Origin of the sequence: Cryobacterium sp. GrIS_2_6, from assembly GCF_035984545.1 — a bacterium.
Classification (GTDB): Bacteria; Actinomycetota; Actinomycetes; order Actinomycetales; family Microbacteriaceae; genus Cryobacterium.
Genome location: NZ_JAXCHP010000001.1, coordinates 104,166 through 117,257 on the forward strand (window position 1 = coordinate 104,166; position 13,092 = coordinate 117,257).

Annotated in this window: 9 protein-coding genes; 6 read left to right on the forward strand and 3 right to left on the reverse strand. The window is 71.4% G+C overall.

Going from position 1 to position 13,092, the window contains the following annotated elements; genetic code table 11:
- Positions 1-173: 173 nt before the first annotated feature.
- The gene (locus RCH22_RS00540; protein WP_327012381.1) at positions 174-368 is read right to left on the reverse strand and encodes a hypothetical protein; all 195 of its coding nucleotides are present in this window, start codon (positions 366-368) and stop codon (positions 174-176) included.
- Positions 369-598: 230 nt separating this feature from the next.
- Complete coding sequence (locus RCH22_RS00545; protein ID WP_327012382.1) at positions 599-2,344, reverse strand: pyruvate dehydrogenase; 1,746 nt, start codon at positions 2,342-2,344, stop codon at positions 599-601.
- Positions 2,345-2,522: 178 nt separating this feature from the next.
- On the opposite strand from RCH22_RS00545, the gene RCH22_RS00550 reads away from it, so the two are divergent.
- Together RCH22_RS00550 and RCH22_RS00555 are read left to right on the forward strand one after the other, a co-directional pair.
- Complete coding sequence (locus RCH22_RS00550) at positions 2,523-4,013, forward strand: type III polyketide synthase (protein ID WP_327012383.1); 1,491 nt, start codon at positions 2,523-2,525, stop codon at positions 4,011-4,013.
- 29 nt (positions 4,014-4,042) lie between these two features.
- Complete coding sequence (locus RCH22_RS00555; RefSeq protein ID WP_327012384.1) at positions 4,043-6,106, forward strand: FAD-dependent monooxygenase; 2,064 nt, start codon at positions 4,043-4,045, stop codon at positions 6,104-6,106.
- A gap of 115 nt (positions 6,107-6,221) precedes the next feature.
- Here the strand turns inward: RCH22_RS00555 and RCH22_RS00560 are convergent, their stop codons facing one another.
- Positions 6,222-7,901: an amylo-alpha-1,6-glucosidase gene (locus RCH22_RS00560; protein WP_327012385.1), complete on the reverse strand. Its 1,680-nt coding sequence runs from the start codon at positions 7,899-7,901 to the stop codon at positions 6,222-6,224.
- Between the two features lie 104 nt (positions 7,902-8,005).
- Here RCH22_RS00560 and RCH22_RS00565 point away from each other — a divergent pair, with 104 nt between their 5' ends.
- The 4 genes from RCH22_RS00565 to RCH22_RS00580 all read left to right on the forward strand — a co-directional run bounded on the left by RCH22_RS00565 (position 8,006) and on the right by RCH22_RS00580 (position 13,008).
- A complete protein-coding gene (locus tag RCH22_RS00565; protein WP_327012386.1) occupies positions 8,006-8,359 on the forward strand; it encodes a hypothetical protein in 354 nt (117 codons plus the stop codon).
- A 112-nt stretch (positions 8,360-8,471) separates the two neighbouring features.
- On the forward strand, positions 8,472-9,305 hold the full coding sequence (locus RCH22_RS00570; RefSeq protein WP_327012387.1) for an SDR family NAD(P)-dependent oxidoreductase: 834 nt from the start codon (positions 8,472-8,474) through the stop codon (positions 9,303-9,305).
- Positions 9,306-9,384: 79 nt separating this feature from the next.
- Positions 9,385-11,205 (forward strand): methyltransferase, encoded by a 1,821-nt coding sequence (locus RCH22_RS00575; protein ID WP_327012388.1) that lies wholly within the window; start codon positions 9,385-9,387, stop codon positions 11,203-11,205.
- Between the two features lie 342 nt (positions 11,206-11,547).
- Positions 11,548-13,008 carry an FAD-dependent oxidoreductase gene (locus RCH22_RS00580; RefSeq protein ID WP_327012389.1) on the forward strand — a complete coding sequence of 487 codons (1,461 nt, stop codon included), beginning with the start codon at positions 11,548-11,550 and terminating at the stop codon, positions 13,006-13,008.
- The last annotated feature ends 84 nt before the right edge of the window (positions 13,009-13,092 follow it).

Genomic DNA, 13,092 nt, shown 5'->3' on the forward strand with positions numbered 1-13,092 from the left:
GCGACCGCGCCCGCGCCCGTTTCGGCAGCCCGCGCCGCCTTGTCCTCGCGCCCGCGCCGGTTTCGGCAGCCCGCGCCTGCCGTTTCGGGCGCGCCGTGCGGAAACCGGCGCGGGTATCCGTCGGCTGCGGGGCACCCGACCGGTCATGCGGTCCGGCGCGAATCGTCCGGCGCTCAGGCGCCGATCAGGACGAGCACGTGATACACGACGTAGGCCGGCCAAACGATCGCCTGGAGCAGCCCGAGGATCACGCCCCAGAAGGTGCCGCTCGAGACCGAGACGAAGTAGATCGCCGCTCCGATGTAGGCCAGGAAGAGTACGAAGCCCCACGGCCCGTCCCGCACGATCACCCGTCCACGTCCGTTCATGGCCATCAGCTCCTCTGATCCCGCACGCCCCGGCGACTGTCCTTTGGGCATCAGGCTAGCCCGAGTGCCGTCAGCGCGACACGGGGCGGCCGCGCCGGTTTCGGCAGGCCGCGCCCGCCGTTGCGGGTGCGGCCTGCGAAAGTGGGTGCGGGCGCGCGTGGCGGGCGGCGGCATCCGCCGTTGCGGGTGCGGCCTGCGGATCTGGGCGCGGGCGCGCGTCCCGCGCGCGACTAGAGCTTGTGGATGTTCGTGCGGGCCAGCTGCACGGCCTCGCCGACGCCGCCGTTCAGCACGACGCGGGACAGGGCGAGCGCGAAACCGCGCACCTGTGCCCCGGTGATCGTCGGCGGCATGCTCAGGGCGAGGGGGTCGGTGACGAGGTCGACGAGCGCGGGCCCGTTGTGCTCGAAGGCGCGCTCCAGCGCACCACGGATGTCGGCGGGAACCTCGACCCGCTGGCCGTAGATGCCGAGGGCGTTGGCGACGGCGGCGTAGTCGACGGCTGGAACGTCGACGCCGAAGTCGGGGTAGCCGTCGACGAGCATCTCGAGCTTGACCATGCCGAGGGTCGAGTTGTTGAACACGACGATCTTCACCGGCAGGTTCTGCGCGGCGACGGTGACGAGCTCGCCGAGAAGCATCGAGAGCCCACCGTCGCCGGACAGAGTGACGACCTGGCGCCCCGGGTTGCTCGCCTGGGCGCCGATCGCCTGGGGGAGCGCGTTGGCCATCGATCCGTGCAGGAGTGAGGCGAGCATCCGCCTGCGCCCGTTCGGGTTGATGTACCGGGCTGCCCAGACGTTGCACATGCCGGTGTCTGCGATGAAGACGGCGTCGTCTGCGGCGACCTCGTCGAGGATCGAGGCCGCGTACTCGGGGTGGATAGGCGTGCGCTTCTCGACGTTGCGCGGGTTGCCGTCGACCTTGTGCATGAGCTGTTCGTGGTGCTTGAGGGTCTTCTCGAGGAAGCGCCGGTCGGCGGTGCGGGTGATCAGCGGGGTGACCGCGGCGAGTGTCGCCGCGACGTCCCCGTGCACAGGCACGGTGACGTTCGTGCGCCGACCGATGTGTTCCGCACGGATGTCCACCTGCGCGATGACGACATCCGTGCCGTCGGGCAGGAATTGCGAATACGGGAAGTCGGTGCCGAGCAGGATGAGCAGGTCGGCGTCGTGCATGCCGTCGTGGGCGGCGCCGTAGCCGATCAGGCCGGTCATGCCGACGTCGAAGGGGTTGTCGTACTGGATCCACTCCTTGCCTCGCAGGGAGTGTCCCATCGGGGCGGCGAGCAGGTCGGCGAAGGCGACGACGTCGTCGTGGGCACCGGCGACGCCGATCCCGGCGAAGATCGCGATCTGGCGGGCGTTGTTGATGGCGTCGGCGAGGCGCTGCACATCGGCGGGAGACGGCACGAGCGTGCCGCGCTTGGTCAGGGTGATGGTCGGCGCGGTGCCGAGGGAGGGCAGCTCGGCGATGTCACCGGGGAGGGTGATGACGGCGACGCCGCCGAGGCCGATGGCGTGGCGCATGGCTATGCTCACGACGCGTGGGGCCTGTCCGGCGGAGCTGATGAGTTCGCAGTAGTTGGAGCACTCGACGAAGAGACGGTCGGGGTGGGTCTCCTGGAAGAAGGAGCTGCCGATCTGGGCGCTCGGGATGTGGCTCGCGATCGCGAGCACGGGTGCCCCAGAGCGGTGGGCGTCGTAGAGGCCGTTGATGAGATGCAGGTTGCCCGGTCCACAGCTGCCGGCACAGACCGCGAGTTCACCGGTGAGTTGCGCCTCGGCGCCGGCCGCGAAGGCCGCGGCCTCCTCATTGCGCACGTGCACCCAGTCGATGCCGCCGTTCGCGGAGCCGCCGCTGCGCCGTACGGCGTCGACGATCGGGTTGAGGCTGTCGCCGACGATGCCGTAGATGCGGCGCACCCCGGCTTCGATGAGCTGGGCGATGATCTGGTCGGCGACGGTCGTGGCCACGGGACTCCCTCGGATAGGCGGACACCGGCCCGCGGTTGGCGACGCGCGTCCCCGTTGCCTCACGCCACATTCCAGCCTAGGCATCACTCCGCGCCAGGGAACGGCGCCCAGCGGATTCACTGCCGGCACCCAGTTTCGGGAGGCGGGCATCCGTCGGCGGTTGCCGCCGCCCGCGAAAATGGGGGGTGTGCCTCGCAGGGCCGCGTGTAACACTGGGGCTATGTCCGTCACTCTGAGAGCGTTGCAGACCGTCGTCCCGTCCACCGTGCTGATCCAGGACGAGGTGCGGGACGTGTTCGCGTCCCAGCCGGGACTGAGCAGGCTGGGGAAGAGGCTCGTGACGGCATCGTTCAATCTCTCGGGAATCGAGCGCCGCCACACCGTGATCGACGAGCTGACCCTGGACTCGGACGTCGCCGATCCCCAATTCTTCGACGCGGCAACCCAGACCCTCCTGGTCCCGAGCACACGAGTGCGCAACGAGCTCTACATCACCGAGGCGACCAAGCTCTTCGTCGAGGCGGGTCGGCGTGCGCTTGCTGCGTGCCCCGGCATCGAGGCCGCAGACGTGACCCACGTCGTGACCGTCTCCTGCACCGGCTTCTATGCGCCCGGCCCCGACTATATGCTCGTGCGGGAATTGGGACTCAAGCCCACGACCCAGAGATATCACCTCGGCTTCATGGGCTGCTATGCCTCGATGCCCGCGCTGCGGACCGCAAAGCAGTTCGTCGAGGCCGACCCGAACGCTGTGGTGCTCGTCGTCAGTGCCGAACTGTGTTCGCTCCACCTGCGTACGTCGGACGACCCCGACACGATCGTCGCCTCGTCGCTGTTCTCGGATGGTGCGGCCGCGGGAATCGTGAGTTCGCGCGCCCCGGCGCCGGGCGAGAACGCCCTCAGCCTCGACCTCTTCGAGACGGTGATCACCCCCGTCGGCGAGGGCGACATGGCCTGGAAGATCGGCGACGAGGGTTTCGAGATGGTGCTCAGCAGCTACGTTCCGCACATCATCGACCAGCACATCGAGGGCGCTCTCGCTCCGCTCTTCGCGAAGGACCCCGGGCTCGCTGCCGCCGTCGCGGCGCTCGGCGAGACCATGCCGATCGAGGAATTCGCCGACGAGGTCGAAGTCCTGGCCGAGGTGGCCGCTGCGACGGAGCTCGCGGAACTCGCCACCTCAACGGAACTGACCGAAGCGACCGAGTTGGCGGAGCTCGCGGGCCTGCTCGCGGTGCAGGGTTCGCCCGGGGAGCCGGGTGTGCTCGGCGAGGCAGGTTCTGCGGCCGGGTCGGTTGCCACGCTCGCGGTCCCGGTGGACGCGCCGGAGGCATCCGCTGGCCCCAAGCTCACGACGGAAACCACGACGGAGCCCGCGATCGTGCCGGCCCTGAACCTCAGCACGGCGATCGCGCACTGGGCGATCCACCCGGGCGGGCGCAGCATCCTCGACAAGACCGAGGCCAAGCTCGGGCTGAGCGAGGCGCAGCTCGTGCCGTCGCGGGAGACCCTGCGCTCCTATGGCAACATGAGCAGCGCGACGATCCTCTTCGTGCTGAAGGCGATCCTGGACGCCCCGGACACCGCGGACGGTGAGCGGCTCTGCGCCATGGCGTTCGGACCGGGGCTCACGGTCGAGTCCGGCCTGATGACTGTGGTGCGCGGCTGACGCGGTTGGCGCGATCGCCGTTGGTCCCGATGTTGCCGTTCCTCCGCCGGCGGGCGAGTGACGCGGTAGAGCTCATGGACGATCCGGGCTGCGACCCCGAGGTCCTGAGCCGCACGTACGACTATTTCCGATACGTGAACGCCGCCGTCTCCGGCTGGCGCGGGGTGTACCGGCGCGAGATCCAGCCGCTCCTCTCGACGACCCGGGAGAGAACGCTGCTCGATATCGGCTCGGGCGGCGGCGACGTCGCCAGGGCACTCGCCCGCTGGGCGGCCCAGGACGGTTTGCTCCTCGCGGTGACCGCGATCGACCCGGATGCCCGCGCGCATCGCTTCGCGACCGCCCGGCCGCCGCTGCCCCGGCTGACCTTTCGGCAGGCGCTCAGCTCGGACCTCGCCGACGAGGGAGCCCGCTTCGACGTCGTGGTGTCCAACCACGTGCTGCATCACCTCACCGGCGCGCAGCTCGGCGGCCTGCTCGCCGACTGCGAACGGCTCGCGGCGCCCGGCGGCCGGGTGCTGCTCGGCGACATCGAACGCAGCACCTTCGCCTATCTCGGCTTCGGCCTCGGAACCTGGCCCCTCTTCCGCGACTCGTACATCCGCGCGGACGGCCTCATCTCGATCCGCCGCAGCTTCACCGCACCGGAACTGCGCGCGGTCGTGCCGCCGGGCTGGAGCGTGGTGCGGGAGCATCCGTCTCGCCTGCTGCTGCGCTGGGACGGCCCGAGCGCGGCAGGTGCGCCGCTGCGCGCCAAACGCGCCGGCTCCGTGACGGGTGCCGCGCCACTTCCGCCGGTACGCGCCGGGCATGCCTGGCGCGAAAGGGCGCAACTGGCGCGCAACCCGAGCCCGGCCGCTCCGGTCGAGAGTGACCCCTCTGGCGGGCGCTCTCGACCGGAACGGGAACTCTCGCAGGCCGGCGGCGCGGCGGGCGCGGCGGGGCAGCGGATGCGCGACGTGATCGTGGTCGGCGGCGGTCCGGTCGGGATACTGCTCGCGGGGCTGCTCGCGGTGCGCGGCCTCGACGTCGAGGTGCTCGAGCGGCGCGCGGAACCGTCGCGGCGGTCGCGAGCCATCGGCATCCACCCGCCGTCGATGCGCGCCCTCGACGAACTCGGCCTCGCCGATGCCGTCGTCGAACGCGCGGTGCGGATCCGCGGCGGTGAGGTGCGGTGCGACGGGCGCGCCCTCGGACGCCTGACGTTCCGCGAAGCGGCCGGGCGGCATCCGTTCGTGGTCTCGCTGCCGCAGTACGAGACCGAGGCACTGTTGCGCGCCCGCTTCGACGAGCTCAGCCCCGGCCGGTATCGGTCGGGCGTCACCGTCACGGACGTGCGCGACCGCGGCGACCGTGTCGAGGTCGAGGCGGAGGTCGCCGGCGTCGGTGCGGGGACCGTCTTCGAGGCCCGCTATGTCGTCGCCGCGGATGGCGCCCGCAGCGTGATCCGCGCACTCGCCGGCATCCGCGGCATCGAGCTCGGCGGCGGCGACACCTACCTGATGAGCGACTACCCCGTGGGCGAGCAGGCCGCCGAGCAGGCGATGCTGTACTTCGAGCGCGGCGGCGTCGTCGAGTCATTCCCGCTCCCCGGCGGGCGGCGACGCTGGGTCGCGATGACGCCGTCCCTGCAACCGGATGCCTCGAGCCACGACCTCGCCGCGATCGTCCAGTCCCGCACGGGCGTGGTTCTGCCCTCGTCCGAGGCGTCGGTGAGCGCGTTCTCGGTGCAGCAGCGGCTGGCCGAACGTCTCGTCAGCGGACGCATCGTGCTCGTCGGCGATGCAGCGCACCAGATCAGCCCGATCGGCGGCCAGGGTATGAACCTCGGCTGGCTCGACGGGCTCCTGCTCGCCCCGGCGCTCGAGCGCGCCATCAGGGAACCGGGCTCAGCGGCATCCGTGCTCGCGGACTATGACCGTCGCCGCCGCCGGAGCGCTCGGATGGCTGCCCGGCAGGCCGGCTTCAACATGATGATGGGCCGGCCGGCCACGGGCCTGCGGCTGCGTCTCCGCAACGGACTCGTGCGCACCCTCGCCGTTCCGCCGGCGAGCGCCGTGCTCGCGAGCGCCTTCACGATGCGCTGGCTATAGCCCGCGCCACCTACCGCGCTGCTGACGAGGCATAACTCCTGCACATTCTGCGGCCGGCCGGCGGCTGCCCCGGAATTCCGCGGCAACCGCCGGAGCCGGCCGGAATGTGCAGGAGTTATGCCCGGGGCTGGCGGGGGAGGATCGTGACCGAGCCCAGGAGGGCCGGGGTGATCGGGGTTGAGGCGACCGTTCCGGTCTCTCGGTCGGGGGTGAGGCCGAGAACGGTCCCGAGCACGGAGATCGCCGCGGCCGCAGACCAGGCCTGCGGACGGCAGGCCGCGGGGTAGGGAACCGCGACCGGGAATTCTGCCGAGGAGTCCCCGGAGTGGAGCTCCGGCATCCGGTAGCCGAAGGATTCGGCGGCCGCGAGCAACCCGTCGATCAGGATGCCGGCCTCGGCGCCGAACCCGGCGCGGCCCAGCCCGTTGATCGCGATCGCGGTGTCGTGGGTCCAGACCGAGCCGCCGTGATAGCTCAGCGGCCAGTATCCGGTCGAGTCGGTCGACATCGTGCGCAGCCCGAAACCGGAGTTGAGCTCGGGGGAGACGAGCCGGGCGGCGACGAGTGCCGATTCCTCGTCGTTGAGCAGGCCGCTGCCCAGCAGGTGGCCGATGTTGCTCGTGACCGTGTCGACCGGGCGCTTGTGTGCGTCGAGCGCGACCGTCGGGTAGCGTCCCTCGGGAGAGTCGATCCAGAAGGATGCCCGGAACCGGGCCTGCAGGTTCGCGGCCCAGGTGCGCCACTCGGCCGCGCCGGGGCGACCGTAGGCCTCGAGCAGCTCGGCGCCGCCGATCGCCGCCTGGTACGCGTACGCCTGCACCTCGCAGAGCGCGATCGGCCCCTCGGCGAGGGAGCCGTCCCGCCACTGGATTGAGTCGCCGGAGTCCTTCCAGCCCTGGTTGGCCAGGCCGTGCCCGGTCTCGTCCACGTAGGAGAGGAACCCGTCCCCGTGGCTGTCGCCGGAGTCGCGCATCCAGCCGAGTGCCGCCTCGAGGTGGGAGAGCAGGGGCTCGACCTCGGCGTCGGGGAGGCCCCAGTGCCAGGCGTCGTTCAGCAGGCAGATCCACAGCGGCGTGGCGTCGACCGTCCCGTAGTAGAGCGGCGGCAGGTTCAGGCTCTCGCCGGGCATCGAGAACGCGCCCGGCCTCAGCTCGTGCATGATCTTGCCCGGCTGCTCGGCCGTTTCGGGGTCGGAGACGGTGCCCTGCAGGCTTGCGAGCAAGCGGAGTGTCGAGCCGGCCATGTCGGTGCCGAGCGGCAGCAGGAACCGCGCCGCCCACAGCGAGTCGCGCCCGAACGGGGTGAAGAACCACGGTGCCCCTGCGGCGAGGAACGGCTCATCGGGCCGAGCCGTCGTCGCCATCCGCAGCCCGCTGAGGTCGTCGAGAGCGCGCTGCACCCAGCGGCCGAGCCGCGCGTCGCCCGAGTGCACGGTCACGCCGTCCCATTCGGGCAGGCCACCGGCCGCCTGGACCACGGTTGCCGAGTGCTCGACATCGACGGTCCATTCCACGGTCGCGGTGCCGTGCGCGGGCACCTCGACCGCCCAGCTCGCCGCGACGATCGGTGCGGCGGCATCCGCGTCGGCTCGGTGCGCCCCGCCGGCGGCCGACCAGGGCGTCTGGGCCAGCGCCGCGTCGCTGCCGAACCGCAGCAGTGCCGTCACGCTCGGGGTCGACAGGCGGATGCCGTCGGCCAGGGTCTCGAAGTCGACGACGGGCGTCTCCGAAAGGTCAACCGACGGGAACGCACGCCTGCTCTCGGGGTCGGCGAGCCCCGCCTTGACGGTCTGCATGTCCGAAAAGTCGAGGTGGACCCGCAGGGCGATCGTGGTCGAGACCGTGTGGCCCAGGCCCGAGCGGATCGTCGACCGACGGGGTCGACCAGGGCGCGGCGGCCATGCAGCAGCTCGCTCGCACGGCCGGCGGCATCGACGCGGTGCTGTGCGCGAGCGACGCACTTGCACTCGGGGCGATGATCGCCAACCCGACCCGGGTGCCGGTCACGGGGTATGACAACACGCCCATCGCGGCGGCCATCGGGCTCTCGAGCGTGGACCAGCCCGTCGACGAGGTCGCGGCGGGCGTGCTCGAGTTGCTCACCGGCGAATTCGAGGGGCGGGTGTCCCACGCGCCCGATTCCGCCTCGCCGCGCTACCGGATGGTCACCCCGCGGCTTGTCACCCGGCAGTTCGAGGCCATTCCGCGGGATTCCGTGCCCGTGAACGCCCTCGTCGACGAGGCCTCGCGCTGAGTTGCGGACTAAACACCCTCGTTGAGCTGGGGACCGTGTTTTGTCCGCAACTCAACCGGATCCGGCCGCACACACCGCCGGGAATTCCCCGCGGCGGCGCTAGCATGACGCCATGACCCTGCCGATCGCCGACCCGCCCCTCCCCACGCTCGTGCCGACCGGCATCCCCGCTGCCTGGAACCTCAGCGGCCGCACCGCCCTCATCACCGGGGCGGGCAGTCCGAGCGGTATCGGCTTCGCCGCCGCACGGATGCTTGGCGAGCTCGGCGCCCGGGTCGTGGTCACCGCCACGACGGAGCGCGCCCACGACCGCGCCCGCGAACTCGTCCGTCTCGGCATCCCAGCGACGGGTATCGTGTGCACCCTCGACACGGAGGCCGGTGCCGCCGTGCTCGCCGCCGGGCTTGCCGCGTCCCGGCTGAGCCCCACGATCCTGGTGAACAACGCCGGCATGATCGCCGTCGGGGACGCCGAGATGCTGCAGGGCGATATCACCAGCACCCCGGCCGACGAGTGGGAGCGGAGCCTCGCGATCAACCTCTCGACCGCCTTCCATGCCACCCGCACCGTGATCGAGTTCATGCGGGAGGCACGATGGGGGCGCATCGTCACCGTCTCGAGCGTGACCGGCCCGGTGATGGCGGCCCGCGGCGACCTCGCATACGCAACGGCCAAGGCGGGCCTCGCCGGCCTGACGCGCGCGCTCGCCGTGGACGAGGCCTGGCTCGGCATCACCGCGAACGCGGTTGCTCCCGGCTGGATCGAGACCGGTTCCCAGCTGCCGAGCGAGGCCACCGAAGGCGCGCTCGTCCCGGCCGGACGCAGTGGAACGGCCGCTGAGGTCGCATCCGCCATTGCGTGGCTGGCGTCACCCGGCGCGTCGTACGTCACCGGCCAGACGATCGTCGTCGACGGGGGCAACAGCGTGGCGGAGGAGCGGCGCTGACGGGTACAGTGCCGATGACCGTGCGGCGCCGGTCGGCCACGGAGCCCAGACGAACCGCGCAGTGCAGTTGAATGGGGGAGTGATCCCTGCACCGAATCCCGCCGCCCTCCCCGCACAGAGCCTCGTCCTCATTCCCCTCCTCCGGGCAGACCTCGAGGCGGCGCACTATTCCGTCGCGACCCTGAGCGGACTCTGGGGCCCCGAAGCGGATGCCGCGCTCCGCCGCAACCAGCGGGTCCCCGCCCTGCGGGCACTCGCGACCCTCCGCGGCAGGCTCGGTCGCGACGAACCCTCGGCGACCCTCGCGCAGCTCTTCGTGCTCGGACTCCCGGTGACGTACGGCGCGCTTTCGATGGCGCTCCCGAGCCTCGGGGCGGCCGGTGCCGTCGCGCTCGGACTCGTCGCCCTCGTCGGTGATCACGACGAGCACAGGGACGAGCACAGGGGCGAGCACGGGGACGAGCACAGGGACGAGCACAGGGACGACGATAACGCCGCAGACTTGCTCGACAACGGAAGCGCAGACGAGAACGCCCTTCTCCGCCCGCTCGTCGAACTCCGCCCGTACAGCTTCGTGGACGCCCATGGGGCCGGCAGCTGGTGGATCGCCTCCGACCTCGGCGAGCTCGTACTCGGGCACGCGCTCGGCGAGAGCCATGTGCTCGGCGTCGGCGGGGCATCCCTCACCCTGAGCGGCCTGCTGTTGCCGAACCCGGTCGACACCGCCCTCGATCTCGGCACCGGCTGCGGGATCCAGGCCCTGCACGCCTCCCGCCACGCCAGACGCGTCGTCGCGACCGACATCTCCGAGCGTGCGCTCGAGCTCGCCGCCCTCAACGCCGCGCTCAACGGCGTGACCACCATCGAATTCCGGCTCGGCAGCCTGTTCGAGCCGGTCGCGGGCGAGCGCTTCGACCACATCATCTCCAACCCGCCGTTCGTGATCACGCCGCGGGCAGAGGGCGTGCCGAGCTACGAGTATCGCGACGGCGGCCTCGTCGGCGACGCCCTCGTCGAGTCCGTCGTGCGCGGAGCCGCCGCGCACCTCACCCCGACCGGCGTCGCCCAGCTCCTCGGCAACTGGGAGTATCGCGCAGGCCAGGACGCGTTCGACCGCCTCGCCGACTGGCTCACGCCAGCCGCTGCCTCCGTCGACCCGAACCAATTCGACGGAGATTTTGCCGAAAAGACACCGGGAAAGCCGTCTTCGGCCCCTGCGGAGGGCGAATCTCCGTCGAATTCGTCAGGGTCCGCGCCTGCGCTCGACGCCTGGATCATCGAGCGCGAGGTGCAGTCACCCGAGTTCTACGCCGAGACCTGGATCCGCGACGGCGGCACCCGGCCGGGCACTGCCGACTTCGACCGCCTCTACGATGCCTGGCTCGACGACTTCGCGGCGCGCGGCGTGACGCAGGTCGGCTTCGGCTACCTGCTGCTCCGCCGCCCGGACACCGCCCGGCCCGCGGCTGTTCCGCGGTTGCGGCGCCTCGAACGCCTGCACGGCGGCCTCGGCCACAACCCGGACGGCATCGGAAGCCACCTCGCGGCCTGCCTTGCTGCCCACGACTGGCACGCTGCGCTCACGGATGACGACCTGGTCTACGCGACCCTGACCGTTGCCTCCGACGTCACCGAGGAACGCCACTTCTGGCCCGGTCAGGAGGACCCGACCCTGCTCACCCTGCACCAGGGCAGTGGATTCGGCCGGTCGGTGTCGCTCGACACCGCGCTCGCCGCGCTCGTCGGGGCCTGCGACGGCGAACTCGCGGTCGGCGCGATCGCCGGCGCGCTCGCCGAGCTGCTCGAAGTCTCTGAACGCGACCTCACCGCCGAACTGCTCCCGCGCGTGCGCGAACTCGTCGACGACGGCTTCCTCCTCCCGCCCGAACTGCTCGCCTGACCGCAATCCCGACGTACGCGCCGGCCCGCTCCGCGCCCGCGCCGGTTTCCGCGGGTCGGCCTCGCGCCCGCGCCGGTTTCTGCGGGCCGCGCCCGAAACGGCGGTAGCGGGCTGCCGAAACCGGCGCGGCCATCGTTACCCACCGCATCCGCTTGCTGCGGGCGCTGCTTCACTCGAGCGGATGCCGCCGCGTCGTGCTCGCGCCCGCGCCGGTTTCCGCGGGCCGCGCCCGAAACGGCGGTAGCGGGCTGCCGAAACCGGCGCGGCGGCGGCATATGACGCCCGAACCGACCCCTGCGGTAGTTTGGAACCAACCGGATTCGTTCGGAGAGGAGGACGTGAGTGACACCCGAAGCGCGGAACGCCATGAAGCGTCGCACCTTCCTCATCGGAGTCACCGGTCTCTCGGCTCTGGTTCTCACCGCGTGCGTGTCCCCGGCCCCGCGGCCGAGCGCATCCGCCACCGCCACGCCGACCCCCGCACCGACGCCCACCGTCTCGCCCGTGCCGAAACCCGCGCAGATGCGCCGCACCTCGTGGTCTGCCGACCCGTTCGCCCGCGGTTCGTACAGCTTCGCCGCCGTCGACTCCACGCCCGAGCAGCGCACCGCGCTCGCCCAACCCGTGCTCGACCGGGTCTTCTTCGCCGGGGAGGCCACCTCGACCGATGCTCCGGGAACGGTGCAGGGAGGCCGCGACACCGGCCTTCGCGCGGCCCGCGAGATCATCGCCGCCGCAGCGCCCGGCGAACGCATCGCCGTAATCGGCGCGGGCATCGCCGGGCTCAGTGCCGCGCGCATCGTCAAGGACGCCGGTTTCGACGTCGTCCTCGTTGAGGCTCGCGACCGCATCGGCGGCCGCATCGACACCGTCAGCGACAAGAACTGGCCCTTCCCCGTCGAACTCGGCCCGTCCTTCGTGAGCCACAGCGACACCACGTCCCTCGACGAGGAATTCACCCGCCTCGGCATCGCGACCACCCCCTTCCCGAGCGCGAGCGAGACCCGCACCGACGCTGGAATCGTCGTCGCGGTGCCAGACACCGGCGAGAAGGCCGTTGCAACCTCGCTCGCCTGGGCCACGAAGCAGGCGAGTGACATGTCCGTGCACGGGGCCCTCGACGGCTCTGGCGCGAGCACGCTGTCCACAGCGGATGCCGGTGACGGTGTTTCCGCGGCCGACTGGCTCGCGTTCCGGGTCGCGACCGTTCTCGATATCGACGCGGGCGCATCCATCGACCAGCAGTCGGGCTGGTACACGAGCGCGGACGCCGGCGCGAACGAGGACCGGATCGTGCTCGGCGGATATGCCCGCCTGCTCACCAAGGCGGCCGAGGGCATCGACCTGCTCGACTCGAGCGTCGTCACCAAACTTGCATACACCGACACCGGTGTGAGCCTGCGTCTGGGCACGGGGGAGTCGCTCTCCGCCGACCGGGTGCTCGTCACCGTTCCGCTCGGGGTGCTGAAGTCCGGGGTGCTCGAATTCGACCCCGCGCTGCCGTTCGCGCACCGCGGCGCGATCGCCGACCTCGGCATGGGCACGCTCGACAAGGTGTGGCTGCAGTTCGACGAGCCGTTCTGGAGCACGACCGCCCCGCTGTGGACCACGGTCGGCGGGGACGTGGACTTCCGGGTCTGGATCAACATGATGCCGCTCACCGGGGAGCCCGTCCTGGTCGGACTCGTCGCCGGGGACGCGGCGCTCCGGCTCGTCGGGGCCGACGACGCCACGGTGCTCGCCGCCGCGCTGCGCGGGCTGACCCCGTTCTACGTGCCCCCGACGCCGACGCCCGCGGCCTGACGCCGAGAGTCGCCGTTCCCGCCCGGAATCGCCGGTGCAGCGGGCGGTATCGGCAGGAACGGCGACTCTGGGCGGTGAGGCAGG